Here is a 26842-nt window from a genome sequence, read left to right as displayed (position 1 = left end):
AAAGACCCCGGCCGCCGACACTTCGCCGCAGACAGCGCGTCGGCCTGTGGCTATATATCCGTCCATGTCCGATCCCTTCGAGTTCACCGATTCCCCCGGCCCCGCCGTCGCCGCGCCGTCGCCCTATCTGGCGGGGCTCAACGACACCCAGCGCCAGGCCGTGGAAACCACCGAGGGCGCGCTTCTGGTGCTGGCCGGGGCGGGCACCGGCAAGACCCGCGTGCTGACCACGCGCCTTGCCCACATCCTGCTTCAGGGCAAGGCCCGGCCGTGGGAGATCATGGCCGTCACCTTCACCAACAAGGCGGCGCGCGAGATGCGCGAACGGGTGGCCGACCTGCTGGGGCGCGAGGTCGAGGGCTGGTGGGTCGGCACCTTCCACGCCCTGGGCGCGCGCATCGTGCGCCGCCACGCCGAGGTCCTCGGCCTCACCCCCGCCTTCACCATCCTCGACGAGGACGACCAGCTGCGCCTGATCCGTCAGCTGCTGGAAGCCCGCGGCATCGACGAGAAGAAGACGCCGGGGCGCCTGGTGCTCTCCGCCATCCAGCGCTGGAAGGACCGCGGGCTCACGCCTGCCAAGGTGACGGCGGCGGAAGGCTCGGACGCCTGCGACGGCCATGGCCTCGACCTCTATGGCGAATACCAGGACCGGCTGAAGGCGCTGAACGCCTGCGACTTCGGCGACCTGCTTTTGCATTGCCTGACGCTGTTCCTGGCCGACCCGGAAGCGTTGGCCCACTATCGCCGGCAGTTCCGCTACATCCTGGTCGACGAGTACCAGGACACCAACGTCGCCCAGTACCTGTGGCTGCGCCTGCTGGCCGGCAACGACGGCAACCTGTGCTGCGTCGGAGATGACGATCAGTCGATCTATAGCTGGCGCGGCGCCGAGGTCGGCAACATCCTGCGCTTCGAGAAGGACTTTCCCGGTGCCCACGTGGTCCGGCTGGAGCGCAACTACCGCTCGACGCCGCACATCCTGGGCGCCGCCTCCGGGCTGATCGCCCACAACGAGGGGCGCCTGGGCAAGACGCTGTGGACCGAGGGCGAGGCGGGCGACAAGGTGCTCGTCAACGGGGTCTGGGACGGCGAGGAGGAGGCCCGCTTCGTCGGCGACGAGATCGAATCGCTCCAGGCCAAGAAACACCCGCTGAACGGGATGGCCATCCTGGTCAGGGCCGGTTTCCAGACCCGCGAGTTCGAGGAGCGGCTGATCACGCTGGGCATCCCCTATCGCGTCATCGGCGGCCAGCGCTTCTACGAGCGCCAGGAAATCCGCGACGCCATCGCCTATCTGCGCGTCATCGCCCAGCCGGCCGACGACTTGGCCTTCGAGCGCATCGTCAACGTGCCCAAGCGCGGCATCGGCGCCTCGACGCTCCAGGCCGTCCATGTGCTGGCCCGCGCGCAGGGCGTGCCGCTGACGCGCGCCGTCGAGGACATCGTCGCCACCGACGAGCTGAAGCCCAAGGCGCGGGCCACGCTGGCGGCGCTGCTGGCCGACTTCGATCGCTGGCGCGGCCTGCTTTCCACCATGGACGCCGCCGACCTGACCGCCCAGGTGCTGGACGAATCGGGCTACACGACGATGTGGAAGCAAAGCCGCGCCCCCGACGCCCCGGGGCGGCTGGAGAACCTGAAGGAAATGGTCGCCGCCATCGGCGAATTCGAGAACTTGGCCGGCTTCCTCGAGCACGTCAGCCTGGTCATGGAAAACGACGAGTCGACGGCCGACGACAAGGTCAACCTGATGACGCTGCACGGCGCCAAGGGGCTGGAGTTCGAAACCGTCTTCCTGCCCGGCTGGGAGGAGGGCCTGTTTCCCCATCAGCGGGCGCTGGACGAAAGCGGCACCGGCGGGCTGGAGGAGGAGCGGCGCCTGGCCTATGTCGGCCTGACCCGGGCGCGCCGGCGCGCCATCGTCAGCTTCGCCGCCAACCGGCGGGTCTATGGCCAGTGGCAGAGCGCCATCCCGTCGCGCTTCGTCGACGAGCTGCCGGCCGAGCACGTCGCCGCCAGGGCCGCCCCCGGCCTCTATCGGGGGGGCGAGGCCGGCGGGCGCGGCGGCTTTGGCGAGGCCGGGCGTTTCGGGTCGGGCGGCGGCTGGCCGCGCCGCCGCGCCGCCGCGCCGCTGCTCGATGACGTCGCCTGGAGCATCCAGCCGGCGACGGCGGCGGCCAGCCGCTTCGCTGTCGGCCAGCGCGTCTTCCACCAGAAGTTCGGCTATGGCCGCATCGTCGCCATCGACGGCAACAAGCTCGAAATCGCCTTCGAGAAGGCCGGCGACAAGAAGGTGATTGACAGCTTCGTCGAGGCCGTTTAACGCCGGGGGCCGCCGCAACCGGGGACGCATCGATGACCTTCCAACCCGCCGTCTGGCGCCTGTCGCTGATCGTGCCGCGCCATGCCGCCGAAGCGTTCGCCGAGGCTCTCGAAAGCCTGTCGGGGGCGGTGATCTGGCCGATGATCGAGGACCCGGCCACCGCCGAGATCCGTCTCGACGCCTTCCTGGCCGACGAGCCCGACCAAGCGGCCGTGCGCGCCGCCATCGAGGGGGCGGCCGCCGCCTGCGCCGTGGCGCCGCCCCGTCCCGACATCGTGTGGCTGCCGCCGCGCGACTGGCTGGACGAGAACCGCCGCGCCTTCGAACCCTTCACCGTCGGCCGCTATTTCGTGCACGGCTCGGATTTCGCCGGACCGTTGCCGGCCGGGTGCATCCCGCTCAAGGTCGACGCCGGGCTGGCCTTCGGCTCGGGCCGCCACGAAAGCACCGCCGGCTGCCTCAAGGCGCTGGACGGCCTGGCGCACAGGCCCATCCGCCGGGTGCTGGACATGGGCTGCGGCTCGGGCATCCTGGCCATCGCCGCCGCGCACACCTGGCCGGCCCGCGTGCTGGCCAGCGACGTCGACCCGGCGGCGGTGCGCGTGGCCGCCGCCAACGCGCAGGCCAACGGCGTCGCCTCGCGGGTGCGGGTGGTGTTGAGCGACGGCTACGCGGCGCGCGAGATCGGCCACCGCCGCCCCTACGACCTGATCGTCGCCAACATCCTGGCCAAGCCGCTGCGGCACATGGCGCCCGACCTCGCCCGCAACTTGAGGCCCGGCGGCTTCGCGGTGCTGGCCGGCTTCATCGTCGGCGATGCGGGCGCCGTGCTCGACGCCCACCGCCAGGCCGGGCTCGCGCTCGCCCGTCACGTCGACGTTGGCGGCTGGCGGACGTTGGTGCTTCGCCGGCCGCGGCACGACTGACAAGGGCGGACTGCCGAACGGAAGCGTGCTTCGACTCGGACCTGCGATCCGGCTCGGCGTGAGGTTCAACTTCCATGTCGCGTCCTCAACGCCATCGCTCGGGGCCAAAAACCATGGCCATGCGCTTGACAGACAACACAGCCGCTGAGCAACCGGCAAAGCCGGCGTGTCGAAGGACCCCCCAAAACAATTCCGGCCCCGCGGAGGGGGCCGGAATCACTGGGGTCCGCTGTTGGCGGAAGGTCAATCGGCGATGCACCACGGCCGCTGGAAGGTGCTGACCGAGGCGGCCAGCCCGTCGTCGGCGCAGCCGAACGGGCGGCCGCTGAACGCCGTCGCCGTCAGCCCGTCGTCGGCAAAACATGCGGCAACGCTCGACCTCATCGTGGCGGCCAGCCCGTCGTCAGCGCAACCGTACCCGGGGGCAAAGTTGGTCGGCGCCGTCGCCTGAAGCCCGTCGTCGGCGCAGCCGAACGGGCGGCCGCTGAACGCCGTCGCCGTCAGTCCGTCGTCGACATAGCAGACGTTAAAGTCGGTCGGCGTCATCGCCTGGAGCCCGTCGTCGCCCACGGCCCGATCGCCGCTCCGCCCCATCGCCTCGATGGCGCCGCCGGTGGCCCGCCACGCCGCCATCATGTCGCCGTTTCTCCCGGTATCCATCATGTGCATGTTCTTGTCCCTTGCCATGTTGTGGCTGAACACGTGCTTCAACCGTACGTCGTTGCCCGATCATACGCGCCCGCCCCCCGCCCGCGCAAGCCACGCGCCTTGAAGCCCCGCCCCATCCCGGGGTATGACGGCGCCATGGTTCTGGTTCCCGTCACCCCCGGCAACGTCGAGGCCTATGTCGCCTTCCTGTTCGAGGAATCCGACGCTGACGGCCGTGAGTACATGGCCACCGTCGACGTGCGCGGCTTCGTGCTCAAGCGCGGCCGGGATCGTTTCTATCTGGAAGGCGGGGCGCCGGCGGCCTCCCTCACCGTCGGCCGCACGCCGCGGGCGGACGGCAGCCTCCTCGTTTCGGTCTCCATCACGCCCCGGGGCGGGCGGGCCGGGCCGCTGCTGGCCTGCCTGGGCGAATTCCTGGACGGCGAGGAGAAAACCGGCCCCGCCGTCCGGCGCTACCAGCTGGCCGGGCCGCCCGACCTGGCGCTGCCCGAGGCCGAACTGGGCGCGCTCGGCTTCGTGAAAAAGCCGGGGCGCTGCAAGTATGTGCGCGATCCGGGACCGCCGCGCCAAGGCGAGTTCCCGGGGGCGGAGAAGGCGCTGGCCGCCGGCTACGCCATCCACGAGCTGACGCCGGCCATGGCCGCCGCCGAGCCGCCGCTGTTCGCCGCCCTGGCCGACCTCTACAACCGCGCCTTCGCCCACCATCCCGGCGCCGTCCCCCGGGACGAGGCCCAGATGCGCGAGCGCCTCACCGCCCCCGTCGGCGGCGCCCTGCTGGCGGTCAGGGACGGCGCCATCACCGGCTATCTGCACTACACGCCGATGAGCAGGGAGGTGCTGGTCGGCGAAATTGCCAGCCTGCGCCGCCACTGGGGCACCGGCTCGGTCGACCTGATGTGCCGCCACGTCACCCAATTGGTTGCCGAGCGCTGGGGCCTGCCCATCGTCGGCTACGTCGACGCCACCAACGCCCCGTCCCGCGCCGCCATGGAACGCGCCGGCCTGCGCCACGCCGCCGACTACCCGGTATGGGAATATGCCGTCGAGGCCGGCCAGCTCATCTCCTGAGCCGGTCCTTCGACACGGGCCTTCGGTCCTGCTCAGGATGAGGAAACCTATAAATAACCTCATCGCTGAGCCGCGTCGCTTAAGCGGCGCAAGTCGAAGGATATCAGCGCCTCAGCGCAACTCGGCCCGCGCCCCCAGGTAGATGCCGGCCATGATGATCGGGGCGCCGGCCAGGGTGGCCAGCGGAATGGCCTCGCCGAAATAGATCAACCCGAGTGCCGAGGCCAGGATCGGCTCGCCCAGCAGGCAGACGGCGATGAAGGCCGGATTGAACAGCTTGAGCGCCCAGTTGTAGCCGCTGTGGCCGATCACCTGCGAGATCAGCCCCATGCCGATCATGGCGCCGTAGGTGACCGGGGTGAGGCCGGCGACCGGCAGGCCGAGCGCCAGGACCAGCGCCCACAACAGCACCGCCGCGCCGCCATAGCACAGCGCGACGTAGGAGATGAGCGAGATGCCCCGCTGGCGGGCCAGGCGGCCCATCATCAGATAGCCGGCGGCGCACATGCCGCCCAGCACGGCCAGCCCGTCGCCCACCAGCGAGCCCGAGCCGTCGCCGGCGCTGCCCCAGGCGATGACGGCGCAGCCGGCGACCGACAGGGTCACGCTGGCGGCCACCAATCCGCCCGGCCGCCGGCGGGTGATCAGGGCGGTGGCAATGGCGATCCACACCGGGTTGAGCGTCACCAGCACGGTGCTGTTGGCGATCGAGGTCTGGCCGAGCGAGGCGATCCAGGTGATGAAGTGAAGCGCCAGGAACAGGCCGGCGCCGAGGCTGGCCAGCACCGTGCGGCGATCCAACGCGGCCAGTTCCCGTCGGCGCAGGGCGATGGCTACCGGCACCACGACGAGGGCCGCCGTGCCCACCCGGAAGGCCGAGACGACGAAGGGATGGGCGTCGGCCAGGCGCACGAAGATCGAGCCGTGCGAGACGGCGGCCAGCGCGATGGCCAGCACCGCGGCGGCGGCGGCGCCCGAGGCGCGGGGGGCGGCGGTCGCTGGCGGGGTGGAAGAAGCGGTCATGCGCGGGCTCTTTCGGCGGGATCGACGGACCTAATCATTTCGCGTGGGGGGCGGTCAACTCCGGCATCGCGCGTCCCGGTGGTTCTGAGAGCGTTTCGCAGACGGGGGTTGCGCCGGCCTGCCGCCCTTGCTATTGAGCGGCGGTTTTCGCGCACCCCCTGATGTCAAAAGGGCTCCGGCCATGCAACAGCTTCGTTTCGGAATTCCCAAGGGCAGCCTCGAAGAGGCGACCATCGACCTGTTCGGCCAGGCCGGCTGGAAGATCAGCGGGCGTTCGCGCAACTATTTCCCGGCCATCGACGACGACGAGATGACCTGCGCCCTGGTGCGCTCGCAGGAAATGGGGCCGACGGTGGCCAGCGGCGCGCTCGATTGCGGGCTGACCGGGCTCGACTGGGTGATGGAAACCGAAGCCGATGTCGAGACGGTCTGCGACCTCGTCTATTCGCGGGCGTCGGACAAGCCGGCCCGCTGGGTGCTGATCGTCGATCGCGAGTCGCCGATCAAGGGCGTCGAGGACCTTCAGGGCAAGAAGGTGGTGACCGAGCTGGTCGGCTTCACCAAGCGCTATCTCGCCGAGCGCGGCATCGAGGCCAAGGTCGACTTCTCGTGGGGCGCCACCGAGGGCAAGGTGGTGCAGGGACTGGCCGACGCCGCCATCGAGATCACCGAGACCGGCAGCACCATCCGCGCGCACGGGCTGCGCATCGTCTGCGACCTTTTGCACACCCACACCGTGCTGATCGCCAACAAAGAGGCGCTGAAGGACCCCTTCAAGAAGAACAAGATCGAGCAGGTGGCGCTGCTGCTTACCGCCGCGCTGGCGGCCCGCCATAAGGTGCTGCTCAAGATGAACGCGCCGGTCGCCAAACTCGATGCGATCGTCGCCGTGCTGCCCGCCCTCAATTCGCCGACCGTCAACCCCCTGACCGACGAGAAATGGGTGGCCGTGGAAACGGTGGTCGACCGCGACGAGGTGCGCGAACTCATCCCCAAGCTTCGGGCCAACGGCGCCGAAGGCATCCTGGAACTCGACATCCGCAAGCTCTGCTGAGACGGGAATTTTGGGGACACCTTACTAAATTCGGGCAGAAACCACGGAAGAGGCGGAGGCGTCCGAATTTAGTAAGGTGTCCCCAAAATTCCAAAGGTGTCCCCAAAATTCCGTGGAACCTAAAGTGCGTGTGGCGGTTATAGGCCCCGCAGGCTCTTGAGGACGCAACGCGCCATCATGCGGGGACGCGCCATGATCGGCCGGAAAGCGGCCGTTTCGTCCGCTGCCAGACTTGCGGTGGCGGCGGTCCTTGCGCTGGCTGCGGCGTGCCAGGCCGGGCCGGTCGACAAGGGCGGACGCCGCGTCCAGTTGTCGGAATGGAAGGCCATCGACGTCGCCGACGTCGACCTCGACCTTCCCCTTCTCGTTCCCGCCAGGGTCACGGCGGTGCAATACCAGAACCGCGACAACCAGATCAACCACCACCGCATGGAACTCGACGGCGGCAAGGGCACCCTGGTGACCGAGCACTTCTCCACCGCCTGGTACAGCGACGCCACCGAAGGCCGCATGGGCGACATCGCCGTGTTCAAGGCGGCGCTGGCCCGGCGCTTCGAGCGGAGTTTCGCCAACTTCGGCGAGATCCGCGAAATCACGCACAGCCGCCGCAAGGCCATCGGTTTCGCCGCCGACGTCACCATCACCGACCCCGGCCGCGGCAAGTGCTTCTTCGCCATCGCCGCCTACCGGTTGAAGGAACGCACCGGCTATGGCAACGGCCCGGGCAACGTCGATACGGTGGTGACGCTCGGTTATTGCGACGTCGACGGCAACATTCCCGATTTTTCGCGGGCCCTGGCAAACGTCGACGTCGTCGCCGACCGCGCCGCCTTCGCGGCCGCCCTGGCCGAGAAGCGAGCGGGCGAGGCCAGCCAGTACAGCGGAAGGCCCTGAGCCGGCGGCCCCCCCCCACCGCTTTCCGAGAACGGGCCTTTTCCCCATCCTCAATTTTAAGTAGTATACCGCCGCGCAAACCGTCGAACGTCGATTGCGGCGGATGCGCGTTCGGGGGAGTTCATTGGGGGGAGGAATCCATGAAAAACGGGAAGAACCCGGCCTGTCCGGGCGTCATCCTTGCGGCCGTCGCCGCGGCCGGTCTTCTGCTGGTCTCGGCCTGCCAGACCGGGCCGGTCGACAGTGGCGGACGCGGCATGCAGCTGACGGAATGGAAGATCGTCGACGTGGCCGAGGTCGACCTGACACTTCCCCTGCTGATCGCGCCCAAGGTGACCAAGGCGGAATACCAATGCCGCGATAACAACATGAATCACCACAGGTTGCAGCTCGACGGTGGAAAGGGAGGCATCTATACACAGTATGTCGTCGCGTCCCTTTATGGCGAGGAGACGGAGAAATCGCTTAACGATGTCGAGAAGTTCAAAACGTTCGTGTCCGATTTTGTTAAAGGGGATTTGGCCGGTTTTGACGAGGTTCGCGAAGTCAAACACGGCAGTAAAAAATCGGCCGGCTTCGTGACCATCGCCGACGTCAAGAATCCGGTGCGGGACAAGTGCATTTTCGCGAGGGTTGGTTATCGCCTGAAAGGCCGCACCGTTTATGACAACGATTTCGGCAACCTCGATACGGCCATAGACTTCTGGTATTGCGATCCCAACGTGAAATTCGACGATTTCTCCCGCGCGCTGGAGACCGTCGGTCTCGTGGGCGACCGCGCAGCGTTCGCGGCGGCCCTGGCGGCGAAGTGATCCGGCCTCAGCGGTAGTGCACGGCCAGCCAGACGGTGGGCTCATCCGCCGCCGTCCATTCGACGCGGTGGCGGGTGCCGGCCGGGATCGTCAGCCAGTCGCCGGGGGCCAGCGGTCGGGCCGTCGCCTCGCCCTCGAACAGCAGCCCGGCGGCGCCGGCGAGCAGGGCCACCCATTCGTGGCGATCCTGGGTCAGCCATTGGCCTTCCGGCGTCGCCTGGCCGGTCGAAACAATGCGCTCGACGGTGACCCCGTCTCCCCCGGCCAGCCGCTCGAATACTTCCTCGGGCAGGCGGCCGGGCAGGCCGGCGAACAGGTTTCCCGCCTTTTCCGTCATCGGCTTCCTCCCGCCCCGGCGGCCAGTGCGGCATAGGCCGCCGCCATGGCGCCGCCGGCCCTGGCGTTGGCGGCGATCAGCGCGGTGTTGGCGGCGAGGCTTCGCCCCTCGGTGATGCCGGCGATGCGGGAAAGCAGCCAGGGCGTCAGCCGCTTGCCGGAAACGCCGGCGGCCTTCGCCTCGGCCAGCGCCACCGTCACCGCCTTTTCCATGACCTCGGCCGGCAGCGCGACGGCGGCCGGCGGCGGGTTGGCGATGACCAGCCCGCTCGCGAAGCCCAGCCGCCAGTGGGCCTCGGCGATGCGGGCGGCATCTTGCGGCGTCGCCGCCCGGCGCGGCGCGGCAAATCCGCTGTCCGCCGCCCAGAAGGCGGGGAACCGGTCGGTGGCCAGCCCGATCACCGGCACGCCCCGGGTTTCCAGCACCTCCAGCGTGGCGCCGATGTCCAATATCGCCTTGGCCCCCGAACACACCACGGCGACCGGGAAGCGGGCCAGGGCGTCGAGGTCGGCCGAAATGTCGAAGCTGGTCCCGGCGCCGCGATGGACGCCGCCGATGCCGCCGGTGGAAAAGACGCGGATGCCGGCCAGGCTCGCGCAGAACATCGTCGCCGCCACCGTGGTGGCGCCGCTGCCGCCGCGGGCGATCAGCGCCCCGAGGTCGGCGAGGCTGGCCTTCTCGACGGAAGGGTCCGCGGCCAGGCGCTCGATGGCGGGGCCATCGAGGCCGACGCGCAGGCGCCCGTCGATGACGGCGATGGTGGCCGGCAGGGCGCCGGCGGCGCGCACTGCCGCCTCGGCGGCCCGGGCGGTTTCCAGGTTGAGCGGCTTCGGCAGGCCGTGGGCGATGAGGGTGGATTCGAGCGCCACCACCGGCCGCCCGGCGGCCAGCGCCTCGGCCACCTCGGGATCGAGGGTGAGGTCGGGATGCATGGGCGGAGCCTAGCACGGAAGCGCCCGCGACTGAGAGGCAAAATCCCCGGCTTTCCTCGCCGGGTCGGGCGAAAAGGCGTATACTGTTTAGGGTCAATCGTCGGCGACCCCAAAGGAGGGTCAAGTCATGAAAAGCCGTGTCCTCAAGGGGCTCGTTCCCTGGACCGGACTCGGCGTGGGTGCGCTGGCCATCGGCGGCTATTTCTGCGGTCACGCGGAAACGGCCGTCTGTCTCCTTGCCTGCGCCGTCTTCGTCATCGGAATGGGCGTTCTCGCCTTCGTCGGGCTGGTGGCCCTGTCGTGGCTGCCGAACGGGCTGGCCCGCGCGATCAGCCGCTTTGGCCCGCCGCCGGCCCTGGGCTAGCCGCCGGCATCGCCGTCAGCGGCGCCGCCGTCCAGCCGCCGGCCGTTGCCGGGGGCCGGAAGCGGACGGGGACGGCGTTGCCGATGACGCCGGCGTCGCCCCCCGCCACCGCCAGCAGGCGGCTCAGCGCATGGAAGATGCCGCCGTGCGCCACCATCGCCGCCGGGCCGTCGCCGGTCAGCGCGAAGAAGGCCGCGAGCGCGCGTTCCACCCGCGCCAGATAGGCCGCCATCGCCTCGCCGCCCGGCGGCTGCGGGTGGCCGAGGTCGGCCGGAAACATCTGGCCTTCCCATTCCCCCCAGTCGCGCTCGCGCAGGTCCTCGATGACGGTGACGGGAAGGCGGTGCGGCGCCGCGATCAGGCGGGCGGTGTCGCGGGCCCGCTTCAAGGGGCTCGAACAGACGGCGCGCAGCGGCTCGCCGGCCAGGATCTCGGCGGCGGCCGCCGCCTCGCGCATTCCCGTCTCGGTCAGCGCCACGTCGGTCGAGCCGGCGAGAATTCCCCGCACGTTGTATTCGGTCTGGCCGTGGCGGACGAACAGGAAGGGCCGGCGGCGGGCGGTCATGGCGTCAGCGGGCATGATTGGCGACGACGGCGGTCTCGACGTCCGAGGCCGCGCAGTAGCTTTCAAGCGCCCCGGCCGCCCAGGCCAGCGCGGCCTCCAGCCCGGCGTCGCCGTCAAAGGCGATGACGGTCATGAAAAGCCGGGTCGTGGCCAGCGTCACCTTGGACCGCTCGCTGTCGCTGGTCGGGCTGCCGAAGGGGCCGTGGGCGTCGGCCAGCACCGGCAGGGCTTCGAGGTTCATCGGCCCGCGTCCGATGCCCTCGTAGGTTTCGCCCGGCCCGGCGCGGCGGAAGGTCAGCGGCGGGGCCAGCGTGGCGGCGTCGAACATGCCGACCGAATGGCCGGTCCTAAGCGAGATCAGGGTGTTGGTGTCGACCGCCGTGTTGATGCGATAGAGGCCCTGGCCCTTGACCAGGCGGCGCATCAGGGCTTCGGACGATACCCGGTAACGGGCCGGGTCCTTGCCGAAGGCGCGATAGGCGCGCCTGGCGGCGGCGATCTGCGGCACCTCGGAAACCGGGCGGCCGGCCAGCTCGGCGGTGCGTCTCGCCACCTCGGCGTCGAGCGCCGCCGCCAGGGCGGGATGGCTTTCCGTGACGGCAACGGCGCAGGCGACGCAGCCCAGGGCCACGCGCACGCCGGCTTGGGCGAATTCCTGGGAGATGGCGATCGGGATCATGGCGGAAGGTCGCGGACTGTTCGGAGGAAAGGCCGCCACTCTAAGCGTCGGCCCGCCCGCCCGCCAAGGATTTTTAGGGGCCTTTCCCGCCGCCCGCTCAGCCGGCCGTGCCGTCGACGCGCGGCCGAAACGCCATCGGCCCATAGACGGCGAGGAAAATGGCGAAGGCCCCCGTCCACAGCAGGCCGGAGAGGACGAGCAGCGGCCAGTAAAGATCGGGCGCCAGCGGCGCCGCGATGCGCAGCGGGGCCACGGCGATGACCATCGCATAAAGGACGGCGGTGGCCGGGCCGGCGGTCAGCGCGCGGCCGGTGTGGCCCAGGGTGGCGCGCGTCATCACCGCCAGGATCATGGTCGCCATGGCGCCTGCCGTCAGCGCGTGGATGGCCGCCGAAGCCGGAATCGCCGGCCACATCCCGGCGGCGCCGACCAGCAGCAGGCCGACCGGCACCCACAGGTAGCCCAGGTGCAGCACCCACACCAGCGGCTCGGGCCCGGTGCGCCAGCCGCGCCAGCGGGCCAGGCGGACGCCATGCAGGACGCCGGCGATCAGCGCGGCGACGGCGCTGGCGGCATGGTCGGGCAGCGCGGTCCACAGTGCCGCCCACAGCACCGTCGCGGCCAGGGTGGCGCCATCGAACATCGAGAAGGGGGCGGGCAGGGCGCTCTCCCCGCGCTTCGTCAGCCAGTTGCGGGTGAAGCTGGGGACGATGCGCCCGCCGATCAGCCCGATCATCAGCGTCACCATGGCGATGGCCAGCCGCCAGCCGATGGCGGCGGTGTCGGCCCAGCCCAGCGCCTCGGCGTGGAAAAGCCCGTTGGCGGCGGCAAGGATGATAAGCCCCGCCGCCATCGGCAGGTTGCGCCAGTTGCGCGAGCCGACGATGGCGGTGGCGATGACGACGACCAGCGCCGCCGGCAGCGCAAGGTCGATCAACGCCGCGGCCAGCGGCCCGATGACGGCGGAAACGGCGACGCCGACCCTTCCCCCAACCCACAGCAGGGCGAGGAGGGCGAGCGGCAGGCCGTTGAGCGGCGGCCGGCCGGTCCAGCTCGGCACCGCCGTCAAAAGAAAGCCGGCGACGGCGGCGAAGACGAAGCCGAACAACATCTCGTGGGCGTGCCAGGTGACGGCGTCGAACGCGCTGGGCAGGACCACCGCCCCCGTCAGCACGGCCAGCCACAGCACAAGCGCCGCCAACGCCCACGCCGCGGCGGCCAGGAAGAACGGCCGGAAGCCGTGGGCGAAGAAGACGACGCCGCCCGCCGGCCGGTCGCCGGGCGGGGAGGGGCTGGGGGCGGGGCTGGACGGTGCGCTCATGACGATCTCCGACGGTTGCGGTCGGACATTCATAGCCGACGGCCCGTCGCTCCTCCTTGTCCGCGGTCAAGCCCCGCGAAGTCGTGGCGACCCCGCGCACATGGGGCCGGCGCCGGGGGGTGTCAATGGAAGTGGCGAAGAGACAGGGAACGGGCGTGGCCGGAAGGAGCGGTCGCCGGGGAGGGCCGTCCGATCCCGGGCCCGTCGCCCGCCGCCGCGGGAACGGCGTCGAGAAGGCGTCGCACGCGGCCGAAAAGCGCGGCGCTTCTTTCGGCGAGCGCCCGCAATTGCGGATCGGTCGCCTCGTCCGTTCCGGCGTCGGGGGCCAGCGGTCGCCCGGCCATGCCGGCCAGCTCTTTCCGCACGGCCGACCACGTGGTCTCGCCGGCCAGGATGGCCTTCTGATAGAGAACCCAGGCGAGCACCCACTCGATCCGCTCGCACACCCGGAATCGCAATTGGATGTCGCCGAGATCCCTGCCCCGCGAACGGCACAGAAAATCCCGCGCCTCGACGGCCAGGCCGAGGGCTTCCTTTTCGATGGTCGGAAAAAGTTTCGTCTCGACTGTCATGATCAGGGAAACATGGGAACCCCGGTTCCCGTTCCCCATTCCCCAGTCGGAGGACCGGCCGGCTCAGAAGAGGCGGCTCTCCCTCAATGGAGTAAGCCCTATGGCGGACGAGCGCATCGGGCAAACGAGAGGGGCGGCCGTCGCCGTCATCCGCCCGGCATTCGGCGGAACGGCGTTCGAGTATTTCGGGGACACCATACTTAATTCGATTTCGCCGCGCGCCACGCAGGCGGCAACGTTTGAATTAAGTATGGTGTCCCCGAAATACCCGAGGGGCCGCGGGACGCATGGCGATGGGAAGGGACGATGGGGGGAAATGGTGGGCGCGGCTGGGATTGAACCAGCGACTTCTCGCGTGTGAGGCGAGCGCTCTCCCGCTGAGCTACGCGCCCGGGAAAGGCGGCCATATAAGGCCGCGAGGGTGCCTCTGTCAAGCAAGCGCGGCGCCCGGCCAGGTTAAGCTCCGCAAGAGGCGGGAAGCGGCTGCGTCCGGCAAGCCGGGATGGCTATGCGCCACCTTCGGACATTGTCTCCATCGGCATGACCGTGCGCTCCGCATACCCGCCCAAGCTGCCGTTTCGCGTACCTGGAGCGGATGCGAATCGGGACATGGCTCGCTGAGAACGATGGCGCAGCCTGCTTCACTTTCCCCGCCATGCAACCATCTGTTGAACAATCGGCGAGGGCCGTCATCTCATGGAGAGTCATTTGTTAACGGCTGTCATACGACGTCACATGTCGTCACACGATCGCATAACTTCTTGAAACGACTCGAAAAAACTGAAATCAAACCGCAACACGTCGGGAGCATATTGCTGTCGCCCCAAGTACGGCAAATGCTCACTGATCGCCGTCCCTCGGGCATCACCACATAAATCCAACTCCATCGCTCTTGAGGGAACACCAATGAATCTAGCCACTTACAAAATTTCCACGAAAATCCTCGCCGTCATTCTGTTTCTCGGTGTGGTTGCAGCCGGAATCGCAACGCTGGGGATCAACGCCCTCAGCCAATTGAATGATGCCACGGACAGAATGGAGGTCTCCGCTCATGAGGCCGTGCTGGGTGCCCGCGTGCGCCAGGGCGTCGTCGCCATGAACCGCGCAGAGTACCGGATTGCCTCCAATCCCTCGGCGGAAAACATAGCCGAAGCCATGAACAACCTCGACGAGGAAATCACCCGACTGGACCAGGTCATCGCCGAAAGCATGGCAACCGCCGGGGCACAACGAAAAAAGCTCCTGGAGGATCTGAAGGAGAAGTACGCGAGCTACCGGAAGGAACTGGACGGTACGGTGGCGACGGCCAGAAAATTATCGGGCTCGGTCAATCTGAGCGACCAGCAGAAGGTGCTTTTTGAAGAGGTCACGCGAAGCCAGCCGGCCGCCAAAGCGTTCGATGCCTCGGCCAAGCATTACGTCGACTATGTCGTCGAGGTCTCCAACAGCCGGTCGGCAGAGGCGACCGAAACTTACCATACCGCCAGTTTCTGGATGATCGGCAGCGCCGTCGCCGGCATTCTGGCGGGCCTCCTCCTTGGTCTTGTGATCTCGACCAAGGGCATCGTCACGCCCATTCGCAAGATCGTCGCGTGCCTGGCGCACCTGGCGGAGGGAAAGCTTGAAATCGACGTTTTCGGCACGGACCGTAAGGACGAGATCGGCGATATCGCCAAGACGACCCTTGTCTTCAAGGAAAACATGATCCGCAACAAGCAGATGGAGGAAGAGCAGCACAAGGCCCAAGAGGCGCAGGCGGAGCGGGCCCGGCGGGTCGAGGCCCTGTGCAAGGAGTTCGATGCCGCCTCGAGCGAGGCGGTCAAATCGGTGGCCTCCGCCGCCACCCAATTGGAGGGATCGTCCGAGGCGATGAGCGCCACGGCCGAGGAAACGACGCGTCAGGCGGCGGCGGTGGCCGCGGCTTCCGAGCAGGCGTCGGCCAACGTGCAGACCGTCGCCTCGGCCTCCGAGGAACTGGCGAGCTCGATTTCCGAGATCAGCCGCCAGGTGTCCCAGGCCTCGCAGATCGCCTCGGGCGCCGTGCGTCAGGGCGAGCAGACCAACGTCAAGGTTCAGGGCCTGGCCCAGGCGGCCAACAAGATCGGCGAGGTGGTGGCCCTCATCACCGACATCGCCGAGCAGACCAACCTGCTGGCCTTGAACGCCACCATCGAGGCGGCCCGGGCCGGGGACGCCGGCAAGGGCTTCGCCGTGGTCGCTTCCGAGGTCAAGAATCTCGCCAACCAGACGGCCAAGGCGACAGACGAGATCGGGGCCCAGATTGCCGGCATCCAGACGGCGACCCGCGAAGCGGTGACCGCCATCGAGGTCATCGTCAAGACCATCTCGGAGATCGATTCGATCTCGTCCTCCATCGCCTCGGCGGTCGAGGAACAGGGGGCGGCGACGCAGGAGATCGCCCGTAACGTCGAACAGGCGGCGTCGGGCACGCAGGAGGTGTCCTCGAACATCGGCGGCGTGAGTGCGGCGGCCAACGACACCGGGGCGGCGGCCACCCAGATCCAGGGCGCGTCGGCCGAGCTGTCGCGCCAATCGGAAACCCTCCGGAACGAGGTCGAGAAGTTCCTGGCCAACGTGCGGGCGGCCTGACCGTCCGTCGGCCCCGCGCCGCCCCGGTGGCGGCGCGGGGACCGGCCGACCGTGGCCGGAAGAACCGCCAATCCCTGGAAGTTTTTCCCCAAAAGCGTGAACGCTCCGAACCCGAGGAGCCCGGACCCGCCGGGAAATTCATGCGTTCAAAATTACGGTGATGGGATGGACGGCCTCCACTTGCCGGCGCGCCCCAGGGGGCGCCCAAATCAAATCTCGTCAAGCGCTCGCGCGTATGATGTGATTGGCAGATGACATTCATCGAAGCAGATCGCGAGGAGACGGGGCCGGAGGCGATGCGCGTCACGCGTCACGGAATTTTTTGGGGGGGGGATGGAGATGAGTCGCAACTCCTCCAGCCATCTGACAGCGAAGCGACAGCAGACATGCCGACTGCTCAAACTATACTTTTCTAAAAATCTTCCCGTTGTCCAACTTAAGGGTCATAACCTCTGGCCAGCCGCCCTGCGGCAAGGCAGCCAAATACCCGCCGATCAAGCGTCGGACCGCCTGGACGTAACCTTTGACCGTTGTCTTGCCGTCACGAACCAATTTAGGTTCGCGCCCATGCGCTACACAGTTGCGATCCCGGACGAGATCACTCAGCGTTTTCTTCGTGGCTTCGTCTACAAGCCTGGTGTCTCTTACAGCTTTCTCCAACTTCGGCGGGGATCGATCGAGGACGGCTAGCGAATGCTTACTAAGCAGGATTTCAGTGGCAATACAAAGATTCAGAATAGCTTGCTGATCGTGCCCCGACATGAAAGCAGCCATACCATCATAAAAGGCGACTAATCCTTGATCTGCGTCTCTCCCCTCCTGGGTGTGGTGGGCTGAAATCAGCCACTTCCCCCGATCCAAGGGGCTTCCAAATCCAAGGATAGGTTGGTGTTCGACAGCGCCATACCAAGTAGACTCAACAGTTCCTGCGCCTCTGTACTTGAGTTCAGGAATGATCCTGTAATCCTTTGTGATCGTCCCGCCCATTCTAAACGGCCCAAGCATCGGATTGTGAGATGATCTGATCCACCACTGATGGGTGAATTGGGCTATATGGTCCAGTAACAATGTCAGCGTAGGCAAACCGTTTGCACCATTTTCCACATCGATGCGGAATGCCCGAGACCACTGAAGTCCCTTGCCGACACCGTGTTCCATTCGAACTCCGCGTACTGCACTCGGGGGGAGTGCGACCGTTCTCGCCACTTTAGTCAGACCTTCAGGAACTGCGACATCCTCAAAAGCGCCAGACGTCTCGGTACGTTCGTTCACAGGAAAAGGAGGATAGATGCGTACCAGTTTGCCGTTCTCGCGGAAGACCAAAATGTCATCTACCCCTTCCTGAGATACAAGGATTGGAGTCGGCCATAACAATATATGTGACTCTATATTCTTCGCGAGATTCGCGTGATAGGCGGCTACGTCACTTGAGCTAAGTTCTGGCCACGGCACATTATTCTTGATACCATTTTCCTCCGACGCCACCGCTTTAACCGCGTACACTGCCCATGCTCGCGACAGATCGTCTGATTCATCCCGCTTTTCGACTTTTTCAGACATTTTTGGTACCCCTTCTGCCGATTGCCCCTTAGTTTCGCCGCAACACCTCGGCGATATCCAGCCTAAAACGGTAGCCGAGCCGTGGGGCAAAATGCCTCGAAAACCTCTTGCAGTTTTAGCCGCGCAAGCTCTTTCTGCTCAGGCGTCGGCTTCCTGGCCCGCAAGAATCCAATCTGGCCCGGGTAACCCGTGGTCTTGTTGATGAGCAGGAAGGTAATGTCCGGCAATCCCTGTCCGGTCTGCTCGCGGCTGATCTTATCGAGTACAGGTTTCCAGGGGCCCTGCGGGGGAATCCCCACGCGAGCGCCAAATTCCCGGTAGGACGGCGTCTCGCCCGCGCGGGCGCATTTCATCAATTCTGCACGGATTAGAGCTTCCTTGTCCAAATAGCGTACGGCGGCGGCCATTTGCTCACCTCCCATTCGCTGATGATTGACAACAACAGCTTCATTCAGAAAGAAAATGCTCTAACAGCGGAGCACTCCCCCATAGGGCCGACGCGGCGCCTTCAGGGCCTTAAATTTCGAATCCCCCTTGCCTCATTGAGCAACCGTTCGAGGTCCACCCTAACACCGCCTTTTCTGGCCTCGTCCGATGCAGTCTGTTCTCTCCCAACCTCCTTTTGAGCGATGTAGATAAACCTTTGCAGCCAGTCTCCTGAGACAATCTGCATGGCTAACCGCGTGTCTTCGTCGGCAACAGGCCAAGCGCATGCAAGCTGGTGGGCAACGACAAGAGGATCGAGTATTGCAGACCGATAGCCGCGATACGGCAGAGGCTTTTCGGTGCCATAGTCATCCACGAGTTCATTTTTGAAGAACAAGCGCCCTTGCTCCACCAAAATCGAAGTCCGAAAGACCAGATCCGCCACCTTTTGTTTTACCATCTGCTCATCCAGGAGAGGGTCCTTCACGGCACAGAGGAGCCGTAACGTTTGCAGTGCCTCAATGGCTTGGTTGGCCCACGCCAGGACGTCGTTAATTCTCAGTACAGCCTGTTTCTCCTCGCTTTGCCGTCTCAATTCATCTTGCCGCTGCTGGCGTTCAAGTACCTGTTCCTCTCGCCGTTCCTTGCGCCAGCCAAAATACAGGGCGAGCCCCGCGATAAAAGCAGAGGCGATCGCTGCCACGGTCTCCCACATTGTTCCCCCTCGCCTGCCTGTTTCATTGCAACTTTTATGGGCAGTGCTGCATAAGAATTACCGCCAAACGGCGCATCTTGGCAACAACTCCCGGTGGGTATTGAAACCGAATTGCGGTGGATAGGCCGGCGCCCCAGACCTATTATTTTGATAGGCCCTCATTGACGGCCGCCCTACCTATCATTATGATAGGTTCATCATGAGCGCCGAGGTTCTGCCGCTGCGGCTGACGGCCGCCATGGCTACGAAGATCGCCCGGGAAATCGCCTCCGACACCGGCCGCGTGGCGTTTTCGTCTCATGCCAGGAGCCAGATGCGCAAGCGCGGGATCAACGCCACGCAGGTGTACCGGTGCCTGCGGGCCGGCGTTCTGGCGGAAGGGCCTTATGTGGACATTCACGGGTACTGGCGGTGCGCGTTCGAGACGCTGACGGCCGGCGACAGCATCAAGGCCGTGGTCGCCTTCAACAGCCGCGAGCTGCTTATCGTCGTCACCGCGATATAGGGAAACGGAGCATGTATCACTATACCGAGTGCGGCCTGAGCAGGGTCTGGCTGGCCAACGGCTACAAGGCGTTCAAGACGCCCTATGGCAAGTCCGTCGCCATCGAGAGGGCCGACGAGTTGCACCGGGCGATCGCGCTTTCGCTGGCCAACCACAAGCCGCGTTTGAGCGGCGGGGAATTCCGCTTCATCCGCAAGGAGCTGGGCCTTTCGCAGGCGGCCCTGGCCTCGGTGCTCGGCAACGACGCCCAATCCATCGCCCGCTGGGAGAAGGGCGGGCGCATCCCCCGGATGGCCGAGCGGTTCGTGCGCGCCCTCTATCGCGAGCACGCCGAAGGCAACGCCCGCATCGGCGAGCTGATCGAGCGCATCGGCCAGCTTGATGCGCGGCCCGAAACGCGCCTCGTCTTCGAGGAAACCGGCGGCGCCTGGGAGCCGAAAAAGGCGGCGTAGGGGCCGGGGCGTGGCGGCGATGGCCTTGTGCGGGTGGCGGATGCCATGGAGGGCGCGATGCCGGTTGACTTTTTCCTATAAAAGGTATATAGTCATAATTCTTATGGCTCTTTGAGACGGTCCATAAAATTCCCGCACCGGCGCTGCCCACGCCGGCGCAACCCTCTGTGATTCTCTAAGACTCTCCGTGTTTCCTGTGTTTCCCCTTTTTTCAACATCATTCCCGCGCAGGCGGGCGCGGGAGTGACGAAGAGGTGGGGGCGTCGGAAGGGGTTAGCCTTCTGAAAACAAAGAAGAAAAAGGCAAAATGACGAGAAATGACGATGTTTTCTTTTGGCGAACCGAAAATTACCTTTTCGCTTCAATGCATTAGCTGAAATCGGCGAAACCGGAAACTCGTCATTATCAGGGGCGGCGCGCCGGCGCCAGTGCCGCCAGCGCCGCCGGCAGGTCCTCGATGCGCTCGATCACGGCGTCCGCCCCCATTTCCCCGACCGGGGTGCGCGAATAGCCATAGGCGCAAAGGACGACCGGCATGCCGGCGCCGCGCGCGCAGGAAAGGTCGTTCAGGTGGTCTCCCACCATCGCCGCGCGGGCGGGCTCGACGCCCAGCGCCGCAAGGGCCGCCAGCAGGTGGCCGGGGTGGGGCTTGCGCACGCCGGGCACCGCGTCGCCGCCCACCACCGCGTCGAAGAAGCGGGCGAGATCCAGGCGGTCCAGGATCTCCACCGTGGCGGCCTGCGGCTTGTTGGTGCACAGCGCGAGCTTGAACCCGGCGTCGCCGAGCGCGGCCAGCACCGGAAGCGTCCCGGCGAAGGGGCGGGTGAGGGGAAAGCCGCAGTTCTCGTAATCCTCGCCGAAGCGGGCCACCCAGGCGGCCAGGGCGTCGGCGCCGCCGCCGGGCAGGCCGCCGGTGGCGGCAAACGCCCTTTCCACCAGCTTGGGCACGCCGTCGCCCACCATGGCCTTGACGGCCTCGACCGAAAGCGGGGGGCGCCCGTCCGCGGCCAGCGTGCGGTTGATCGCCGCCTGGAGGTCGGGGGCGCTGTCGATCAGGGTGCCGTCGAGGTCGAAAACGATGGCTTGCGGCCCGGGGCCGGGAAGGTGGTTCATCTGAAAAAATCCGAAACAACTTGTGACTTGGCGGGGCCGGCCCCGTGTGGCAAGGTCGCCCGGTCCACGAGAACCCGGTCTTTTAAACAACCGCCGCCCCATGACCAAGCAAAAAACCGCCGCCATCGTCCTTGCCGCGGGCCTCGGCACGCGCATGAAGTCCGCCCGCCCGAAAGTGCTGCACCGCCTGGCCGGCCGGCCGATGGTGCTGCACCTGATGGACACGCTGGCCCGCTTCGCCCCCGAGCGGACGGTCGTCGTCGTCGGCCAGGGCATGGAGGCGGTGGCCGAGGCGGTCGCTCCCCATCCCTGCGCCATCCAGGAGCCGCGCCTGGGCACCGCGCACGCCGTGCTGGCGGCCCGCGCCGCCATGGAAGGCTTCGCCGGCGACGTGCTGATCCTTTACGGCGACACGCCGCTGATCAAGCCCGAGACGCTGGAGGCCATGCTGGCGGCCCGCCACCTGGATCCGCAGCCGGCCGTCGTCGTGCTGGGCTTCCGGCCGCCCGATCCCACCGACTACGGGCGGCTGATCGTTTCCGCCGACGGCGCGCTTCAGGCCATCGTCGAGGCCAAGGAGGCGACGGCAGCCGAGCGCGCCATCGGGCTTTGCAATTCCGGCGTCATGGCCATCGACGGGGCGCGGCTCTTCGGCTGGCTGGATCGCATCGGCAACGCCAACGCCAAGGGCGAGTACTACCTGACCGACATCGTGGCCCTCGCCCGCGCCGACGGGGCCGCCTGCGCCTTCGTCGAGGCGCCGCCCGAGGAACTGCTGGGCATCAATTCCCGGGCCGATCTCGCCGCCGCCGAGGCGGTGGTCCAGGAAAGACTGCGCGCGCGGGCCATGGCCGAAGGCGCCACGCTGATCGACCCCGCCAGCGTCTTCTTTTCTGCCGACACCCGCTTGGGCCGCGATGTCACGGTCGGCCCCAACGTGGTGTTCGGGCCCGGCGTCGCCGTCGGCGACGGGGTCGAGATCCACGCCTTCTCGCACATCGAGGGGGCGACCATCGCGGCCGGCGCCCGCGTCGGTCCCTTCGCCCGCCTGCGGCCGGGGGCCCGGATTGCCGAAGACGCCCACATCGGCAACTTCGTCGAGATCAAGAACGCCTCGGTCGAGGCCGGCGCCAAGGTCAACCACCTGACCTACATCGGCGACGCCCGCATCGGCGCCAAGGCCAACATCGGGGCCGGCACCATCACCTGCAACTACGACGGCTTCTTCAAGGACCATACCGACATCGGGGCTGGCGCCTTCATCGGGTCGAACACCGCCCTGGTCGCGCCCGTGAAGGTCGGCGACGGCGCTACCGTCGGCGCCGGCAGCGTGATCACCCGGGACGTGCCGGCCGACGCGCTGGCCGTGACGCGGGCCGAGCTGACGACGATCGAGGGTTGGGCCAGGCGGTTCCGCGCGCGGCGCGCCGCCGAGAAGCAGGCCAGGCAGAAAAGCAAGAAGGGGTAATCCGCCATGTGCGGCATCGTCGGCATCATCGGCAAGGGCGACGTCGCCGATCTTCTGGTGGCCGGGCTCCGGCGCCTGGAGTACCGGGGCTACGATTCGGCCGGCGTCGCCACGCTGGTCAATGGCCGCATCGAGCGGCGCCGCGCCGAGGGCAAGCTGGTCAACCTCGAGGCCCGCCTCAAGGAACAGCCGCTGCCGGGGCGCATCGGCATCGGCCACACCCGCTGGGCCACCCACGGCATCCCCAACGAAACCAACGCCCATCCGCACGCCACCGACCGGGTGGCGGTGGTGCACAACGGCATCATCGAGAACTTCGTCGAGCTTCGGGCCGAGCTCAAGGCCCGCGGCTGCACCCTTGAATCCGAGACCGACACCGAGGTGGTCGCCCACCTGATCACCCTTTACCTGAAGGACGGCATGAAACCCGCCGAGGCCACCCACGCGGCGCTGAAGCGCCTGCAGGGCGCCTTCGCGTTGGGCATCGTCTTCGCCGGCGAGCACGACCTGATGATCGGGGCCCGGCGCGGCAGCCCGCTGGCCATCGGCTATGGCGACGGCGAGATGTTCATCGGCTCCGACGCCCTGGCGCTGGCCCCGCTCACCCAGCGCATCACCTATCTCGACGAGGGCGACTGGGCGGTCATCACCCAGCAAGGCGCCACCATCCACGACGCCGAGGGCCATGTGGTCAAGCGCGAGATCCGGGCCACCGCCCTTTCCGGCGCGCTGATCGGCAAGGGCGGCTACCGCCACTTCATGCTGAAGGAGATCTACGAGCAGCCGCAGGTGATCGGCGACACGCTGCGCTCCTACGTCAACCCGACGTCGCGCGACATCACGCTGCCCAGCCTGCCCGAGGCCCTGGTGACGGCGCCCCGCATGACGTTGGTCGCCTGCGGCACCGCCTTCTACGCCTGCATGGTCGCCAAGTACTGGCTGGAACGCATCGCCCGCCTGCCGGTCGAGGTCGACATCGCCTCGGAATTCCGCTACCGCGCCGCCGACATGCCGAAGGGCGGCGTCACCCTGGTGGTCTCGCAATCGGGGGAGACGGCCGACACCCTGGCGGCGCTGCGCTATGCCCGCGCCCAGGGCCAGCACATCATCGCCGTCGTCAACAGCCCGGAATCCACCATCGCGCGCGAATCCGACACCGTGCTGCAAACGCTGGCCGGCCCCGAGATCGGGGTGGCCTCGACCAAGGCCTTCACCACCCAGCTGACGGTGTTGGCCTGCCTGACGCTGGCGGTGGCGCGCGCCCGCGGCGCCCTTTCGGCCGCCGACGAGGGGCGCCTGGTCTCGGCGCTGATCGAGGTGCCGGCCAGGGCCGCCGACGTGCTCAACCACGACGGGCGGCTGCGCGACCTCGCCCAGGGCATGATCGAGGCCACCGACGTCCTTTACCTGGGGCGCGGCACCAGCTATCCGATCGCGCTCGAGGGCGCGCTCAAGCTCAAGGAAATCTCCTACATCCACGCCGAGGGCTATGCCGCCGGCGAGATGAAGCACGGCCCCATCGCCTTGATCGACGAGACGGTGCCGGTCATCGTCATCGCGCCTTCGGACGAACTGTTCGAGAAGACGGCCTCCAACATCCAGGAGGTGGTGGCCCGGGGCGGGCGCGTCGTCTTCTTCGGCGACGCCAAGGGCATCGGCGGCCTGGGCGACATCGACGCCACCTGCATCGCGCTGCCCGAGGTCGACCCCTTCGTCGCCCCCATCCTCTATTCCATCCCGGTGCAACTGCTGGCCTACCACGTCGCCGTGCTCAAGGGCACCGACGTCGACCAGCCGCGCAACCTCGCCAAAAGCGTGACGGTGGAATAGGGCGGGCGCCCGCGCCTAGAGTGCGCGGAACATCACGAAGGCGTCGACGAAGCCCAGGCGCGGGTGCTCGAAGGCGCCGGGCAGGGTGCCGGCGATGGCAAACCCCAGCCGTTGCCAGAGGGCGACGGCGCGCTCGTTCGTGCTGACCACGAAGTTGAACTGGATCGCCCTGAAGCCGCGCCACTTGGCGTGTTCCAGGGAGTGCTCGCCCATCCGTCGCGCCACGCCACGGCCCTGCGCGGCCGGGGCCGTCATGTAGCCGCAGTTGGCGACGTGCCGGCCGCCGCCCTGTTGGTTGGGGCGCATGTAGTAGGTGCCGAGGACCCGGCCGTCCTCTTCGGCCACGAACACCTCGTGGGCGGGCGAAAACCAGTAGGCCAGCGCCTCCTCGCGGGTGAGATCCGGCGACACCGCGTAGGTCTCGGCGGCGCGCAGCGTCGGGCGGAGGATGTCCCAGATGGCCTCTTCATCTTCGGGTCGGGCCAGGCGAACGATCATGGTCATGCCTCGGGGCGGTGGGAAGCCGGGCGAACCTTAGCGGTTGCGAAGGCCGGCGCCAATCGCCGATCATGGCGGAACGCGCCCGCGTCGGGCATCGGCGGCAATGGGACTTTCGGAAACGGAGCGCGGACGGGGCAATGGGGCGCTGGATACGCAAGGCGGTGATCGCGGTGATCCTGGTGGTGCTGGCCGGGCCGCCGGTCGGGCTTGTCCTTTATCGCCTGCTGCCGCCGCCGATCACGCCCCTGATGGTCATCCGGCTTTTCGAGGGAGAGGGCCTGAGCCGCGACTGGGCGGAGCTTGAGGCCATCTCGCCCTATCTGCGGGCCGCGGTGATCGCCGCCGAGGACAACCTGTTCTGCCAGCACCACGGCTTCGACGTCGCCTCGATCCGCGACGCCTTCGAGGAATGGACGGACGGCGGGCGGGCCCGCGGCGCCTCGACCATCTCCATGCAGACCAGCAAGAACCTGTTCCTGTGGCCCGGCCGCAGCGCGCTGCGCAAGGCCTTGGAGGCCTATGTGACGGCGTGGCTGGAGGTGCTGTGGCCGAAGCACCGGATCATGGAAGTGTACCTCAACATCGCCGAATGGGGCCCCGGCCTCTATGGTGCCGAGGCCGCCGCGCAGCACTACTTCCGCGTTCCGGCGGCCCGGCTCAGCCGTCCGCAGGCGGCCCGCCTGGCCGCCGTGCTGCCCAACCCGCGGGCGTGGTCGCCGGCCCGGCCGAGCGACTACATCCGCGAACGGGCGGCGGTCCTGCAGCGGCGGATGGGCCAGCTGGGGCCGATGCTCGCCTGCGTCGGCGGCAAGCCGTGACGCCCTAACGGTTCATCAGGTCCTGCCGCTGGCGGACGGGTTCCGGCCACGTACTTTTGATGAAGGCGAGAACGGCCCAGATCTGTTCGTCGGAAAGCGCCTCGCCGAAGGCCGGCATGCCGCTCTTGAATTCGGCGGGAGCGATGGCGGCGCCGCCCCCCCTTGGTGTAGCGGAAGAGCAGTTCGTCGCCGTGGTGCCAGGTGTGGCCGTTGTCATCATGCGGCGGCGCCGGCAGCGTGCCGTCGGCCTTGGGCGTCCGCCAGTTGGGTTCGCCCTCCAGGCTTTTGCCGTGGCACTCGGCGCAATGCTCGGCATAAACCGTGCGGCCGAGGGCCACCATCTTGGGGTTGGCGGCGTCGGCGCCCGACGTGCCGGGCCCGAACAAAAGCGAATAGCCGGCTACCGCCGAAAGGCCGGCCCCGACGGCCACGAGGAGGAGGATGCCGCGTTTCGTCAAGGGGCGTTCTCCCGATCGTCGGCTCGGCTCCGCGCGCCGCGCCCTTCGGAGGTTCATGTGGGGACGGCGCGGCCGCGCGCCAAGGCGGGCCTGCCCGTCCAGGTGGTACATTCCTGGACGACCCCCCTCGACGCGGCGCCCCCGCCTGCCTACATCCGTCTCGTCCGCGTCCCCTTGCCAGCCACGAGGCCATTCCCATGAAAGTGAAGAACTCCGCGCTGTTCCGCCAGCAGTGTTACATTGATGGCGCCTGGGTCGACGCCGATTCCGGCGCCACCATCGAGGTCACCAATCCGGCCGACGGCAAGGTCGTCGGCACGGTGCCGAAGATGGGCGCCGCCGAAACCCGGCGGGCCATCGAGGCGGCCAACGCCGCGTGGCCGGACTGGCGGGCCCGCACCGCCAAGGAACGCTCGCTCCTGTTGCGCCGCTGGTACGAGCTGGTGCTGAAGAACCAGGACGACCTGGCGCTCTTGATGACCACCGAGCAGGGCAAGCCGCTGACGGAAGCCAAGGGCGAGGTGGTCTATGGGGCCTCCTTCATCGAATGGTTCGCCGAGGAGGGCCGGCGCGTCTATGGCGACACCATCCCACAGCCGCAGCGCGACAAGCGCCTGGTGGTGATCAAGGAACCGGTCGGCGTGGTGGCCGCCATCACGCCGTGGAACTTCCCCAACGCCATGATCACCCGCAAATGCGCCCCCGCCCTGGCGGTCGGCTGCCCGGTGGTCATCAAGCCGGCCAGCGCCACCCCGTATTCGGCGCTGGCCCTGGCCGCCCTGGCCGAGGAGGCGGGATTCCCCAAGGGCGTCTTCAACGTCGTCACCGGCTCGGCCGCGGCCAT

At 67.5% G+C, this 26842-nt stretch carries 28 protein-coding genes and 1 tRNA gene; 14 read left to right on the top strand and 15 right to left on the bottom strand.

What is annotated here, in order from left to right; all coding sequences use genetic code 11:
- Nucleotides 1-64: 64 nt before the first annotated feature.
- A complete protein-coding gene (locus ODR01_RS22940) occupies nucleotides 65-2326 on the top strand; it encodes an ATP-dependent helicase (protein WP_316980045.1) in 2262 nt (753 codons plus the stop codon).
- 32 nt (nucleotides 2327-2358) lie between these two features.
- Nucleotides 2359-3252 carry a 50S ribosomal protein L11 methyltransferase gene (locus tag ODR01_RS22935; RefSeq protein ID WP_316980044.1) on the top strand — a complete coding sequence of 298 codons (894 nt, stop codon included), beginning with the start codon at nucleotides 2359-2361 and terminating at the stop codon, nucleotides 3250-3252.
- A gap of 243 nt (nucleotides 3253-3495) precedes the next feature.
- On the opposite strand, the gene ODR01_RS22930 is transcribed toward ODR01_RS22935, so the two are convergent.
- Nucleotides 3496-3963 carry a hypothetical protein gene (locus tag ODR01_RS22930; RefSeq protein ID WP_316980043.1) on the bottom strand — a complete coding sequence of 156 codons (468 nt, stop codon included), beginning with the start codon at nucleotides 3961-3963 and terminating at the stop codon, nucleotides 3496-3498.
- 93 nt (nucleotides 3964-4056) lie between these two features.
- Between ODR01_RS22930 and ODR01_RS22925 the strand changes: the two genes are divergently transcribed.
- The gene (locus ODR01_RS22925; RefSeq protein ID WP_316980042.1) at nucleotides 4057-4989 is read left to right on the top strand and encodes a GNAT family N-acetyltransferase; all 933 of its coding nucleotides are present in this window, start codon (nucleotides 4057-4059) and stop codon (nucleotides 4987-4989) included.
- Between the two features lie 111 nt (nucleotides 4990-5100).
- Here the strand turns inward: ODR01_RS22925 and ODR01_RS22920 are convergent, their stop codons facing one another.
- A complete protein-coding gene (locus tag ODR01_RS22920) occupies nucleotides 5101-6012 on the bottom strand; it encodes a DMT family transporter (RefSeq protein ID WP_316980041.1) in 912 nt (303 codons plus the stop codon).
- 181 nt (nucleotides 6013-6193) lie between these two features.
- On the opposite strand from ODR01_RS22920, the gene hisG reads away from it, so the two are divergent.
- From hisG to ODR01_RS22905, 3 genes are all read left to right on the top strand, one after another.
- Nucleotides 6194-7066 (top strand): ATP phosphoribosyltransferase, encoded by an 873-nt coding sequence (gene hisG / locus ODR01_RS22915; RefSeq protein WP_316980040.1) that lies wholly within the window; start codon nucleotides 6194-6196, stop codon nucleotides 7064-7066.
- A gap of 192 nt (nucleotides 7067-7258) precedes the next feature.
- Nucleotides 7259-7960 (top strand): hypothetical protein, encoded by a 702-nt coding sequence (locus tag ODR01_RS22910; RefSeq protein ID WP_316980039.1) that lies wholly within the window; start codon nucleotides 7259-7261, stop codon nucleotides 7958-7960.
- A gap of 140 nt (nucleotides 7961-8100) precedes the next feature.
- A complete protein-coding gene (locus ODR01_RS22905; protein ID WP_316980038.1) occupies nucleotides 8101-8772 on the top strand; it encodes a hypothetical protein in 672 nt (223 codons plus the stop codon).
- A 7-nt stretch (nucleotides 8773-8779) separates the two neighbouring features.
- Here the strand turns inward: ODR01_RS22905 and ODR01_RS22900 are convergent, their stop codons facing one another.
- Nucleotides 8780-9109: a cupin domain-containing protein gene (locus ODR01_RS22900; protein ID WP_316980037.1), complete on the bottom strand. Its 330-nt coding sequence runs from the start codon at nucleotides 9107-9109 to the stop codon at nucleotides 8780-8782.
- Nucleotides 9106-10041, bottom strand: a complete 936-nt coding sequence (locus ODR01_RS22895; RefSeq protein ID WP_316980036.1) for a pseudouridine-5'-phosphate glycosidase — start codon at nucleotides 10039-10041, stop codon at nucleotides 9106-9108. Before ODR01_RS22895 ends, ODR01_RS22900 begins: the two co-directional genes overlap by 4 nt.
- Before the next feature lie 127 nt (nucleotides 10042-10168).
- Here ODR01_RS22895 and ODR01_RS22890 point away from each other — a divergent pair, with 127 nt between their 5' ends.
- Nucleotides 10169-10405 (top strand): hypothetical protein, encoded by a 237-nt coding sequence (locus tag ODR01_RS22890; RefSeq protein ID WP_316980035.1) that lies wholly within the window; start codon nucleotides 10169-10171, stop codon nucleotides 10403-10405.
- Here ODR01_RS22890 and ODR01_RS22885 read toward each other — a convergent pair.
- From ODR01_RS22885 to ODR01_RS22865, 5 genes are all read right to left on the bottom strand, one after another.
- Entirely contained in the window at nucleotides 10371-10985 is a 615-nt protein-coding gene (locus tag ODR01_RS22885; RefSeq protein ID WP_316980034.1) for a histidine phosphatase family protein, read from the bottom strand. The two genes, ODR01_RS22890 and ODR01_RS22885, sit on opposite strands and share 35 nt — an antisense overlap.
- Nucleotides 10975-11649 carry a B3/B4 domain-containing protein gene (locus ODR01_RS22880; RefSeq protein WP_316980033.1) on the bottom strand — a complete coding sequence of 225 codons (675 nt, stop codon included), beginning with the start codon at nucleotides 11647-11649 and terminating at the stop codon, nucleotides 10975-10977. Before ODR01_RS22880 ends, ODR01_RS22885 begins: the two co-directional genes overlap by 11 nt.
- A gap of 97 nt (nucleotides 11650-11746) precedes the next feature.
- Nucleotides 11747-12970: an NnrS family protein gene (locus ODR01_RS22875; protein WP_316980032.1), complete on the bottom strand. Its 1224-nt coding sequence runs from the start codon at nucleotides 12968-12970 to the stop codon at nucleotides 11747-11749.
- Nucleotides 12971-13092: 122 nt separating this feature from the next.
- Nucleotides 13093-13542, bottom strand: a complete 450-nt coding sequence (locus tag ODR01_RS22870) for a DUF1465 family protein (protein ID WP_316980031.1) — start codon at nucleotides 13540-13542, stop codon at nucleotides 13093-13095.
- A gap of 317 nt (nucleotides 13543-13859) precedes the next feature.
- Nucleotides 13860-13934 (bottom strand) — tRNA-Val (locus ODR01_RS22865).
- Nucleotides 13935-14448: 514 nt separating this feature from the next.
- On the opposite strand from ODR01_RS22865, the gene ODR01_RS22860 reads away from it, so the two are divergent.
- Nucleotides 14449-16152: a methyl-accepting chemotaxis protein gene (locus ODR01_RS22860; protein WP_316980030.1), complete on the top strand. Its 1704-nt coding sequence runs from the start codon at nucleotides 14449-14451 to the stop codon at nucleotides 16150-16152.
- 402 nt (nucleotides 16153-16554) lie between these two features.
- Here the strand turns inward: ODR01_RS22860 and ODR01_RS22855 are convergent, their stop codons facing one another.
- From ODR01_RS22855 to ODR01_RS22845, 3 genes are all read right to left on the bottom strand, one after another.
- A complete protein-coding gene (locus ODR01_RS22855; protein ID WP_316980029.1) occupies nucleotides 16555-17712 on the bottom strand; it encodes a hypothetical protein in 1158 nt (385 codons plus the stop codon).
- 62 nt (nucleotides 17713-17774) lie between these two features.
- The gene (locus ODR01_RS22850) at nucleotides 17775-18119 is read right to left on the bottom strand and encodes a hypothetical protein (RefSeq protein WP_316980028.1); all 345 of its coding nucleotides are present in this window, start codon (nucleotides 18117-18119) and stop codon (nucleotides 17775-17777) included.
- 101 nt (nucleotides 18120-18220) lie between these two features.
- Complete coding sequence (locus tag ODR01_RS22845) at nucleotides 18221-18841, bottom strand: hypothetical protein (protein WP_316980027.1); 621 nt, start codon at nucleotides 18839-18841, stop codon at nucleotides 18221-18223.
- A 211-nt stretch (nucleotides 18842-19052) separates the two neighbouring features.
- Here ODR01_RS22845 and ODR01_RS22840 point away from each other — a divergent pair, with 211 nt between their 5' ends.
- The gene (locus ODR01_RS22840; protein ID WP_316980026.1) at nucleotides 19053-19358 is read left to right on the top strand and encodes a DUF4258 domain-containing protein; all 306 of its coding nucleotides are present in this window, start codon (nucleotides 19053-19055) and stop codon (nucleotides 19356-19358) included.
- A gap of 11 nt (nucleotides 19359-19369) precedes the next feature.
- Nucleotides 19370-19810: a helix-turn-helix domain-containing protein gene (locus ODR01_RS22835; RefSeq protein ID WP_316980025.1), complete on the top strand. Its 441-nt coding sequence runs from the start codon at nucleotides 19370-19372 to the stop codon at nucleotides 19808-19810.
- 405 nt (nucleotides 19811-20215) lie between these two features.
- Here ODR01_RS22835 and gph read toward each other — a convergent pair whose 3' ends face one another.
- Nucleotides 20216-20923, bottom strand: a complete 708-nt coding sequence (gph, locus tag ODR01_RS22830) for a phosphoglycolate phosphatase (protein WP_316980024.1) — start codon at nucleotides 20921-20923, stop codon at nucleotides 20216-20218.
- Nucleotides 20924-21023: 100 nt separating this feature from the next.
- Between gph and glmU the strand changes: the two genes are divergently transcribed.
- Both glmU and glmS read left to right on the top strand, forming a co-directional pair.
- Nucleotides 21024-22391, top strand: coding sequence for a bifunctional UDP-N-acetylglucosamine diphosphorylase/glucosamine-1-phosphate N-acetyltransferase GlmU (gene glmU, locus ODR01_RS22825; RefSeq protein ID WP_316980023.1), 1368 nt, complete (start codon nucleotides 21024-21026; stop codon nucleotides 22389-22391).
- A 6-nt stretch (nucleotides 22392-22397) separates the two neighbouring features.
- Complete coding sequence (glmS, locus tag ODR01_RS22820; RefSeq protein WP_316980022.1) at nucleotides 22398-24221, top strand: glutamine--fructose-6-phosphate transaminase (isomerizing); 1824 nt, start codon at nucleotides 22398-22400, stop codon at nucleotides 24219-24221.
- 15 nt (nucleotides 24222-24236) lie between these two features.
- Here glmS and ODR01_RS22815 read toward each other — a convergent pair whose 3' ends face one another.
- Entirely contained in the window at nucleotides 24237-24719 is a 483-nt protein-coding gene (locus tag ODR01_RS22815) for a GNAT family N-acetyltransferase (RefSeq protein WP_316980021.1), read from the bottom strand.
- A gap of 140 nt (nucleotides 24720-24859) precedes the next feature.
- On the opposite strand from ODR01_RS22815, the gene mtgA reads away from it, so the two are divergent.
- On the top strand, nucleotides 24860-25540 hold the full coding sequence (mtgA, locus tag ODR01_RS22810; protein WP_316980020.1) for a monofunctional biosynthetic peptidoglycan transglycosylase: 681 nt from the start codon (nucleotides 24860-24862) through the stop codon (nucleotides 25538-25540).
- Between the two features lie 4 nt (nucleotides 25541-25544).
- Here the strand turns inward: mtgA and ODR01_RS22805 are convergent, their stop codons facing one another.
- Entirely contained in the window at nucleotides 25545-25760 is a 216-nt protein-coding gene (locus ODR01_RS22805; protein WP_316980019.1) for a c-type cytochrome, read from the bottom strand.
- Nucleotides 25761-26195: 435 nt separating this feature from the next.
- On the opposite strand from ODR01_RS22805, the gene ODR01_RS22800 reads away from it, so the two are divergent.
- On the top strand, nucleotides 26196-26842 hold a 647-nt coding region (locus tag ODR01_RS22800), incomplete at its 3' end, for an aldehyde dehydrogenase family protein (protein WP_316980018.1).

Origin of the sequence: Shumkonia mesophila (assembly GCF_026163695.1) — a bacterium.
GTDB lineage: Bacteria > Pseudomonadota > Alphaproteobacteria > Rhodospirillales > Shumkoniaceae > Shumkonia > Shumkonia mesophila.
Note: the sequence above shows the minus strand (reverse complement) of the source record. Positions and strands in the feature narration are given on the sequence as shown.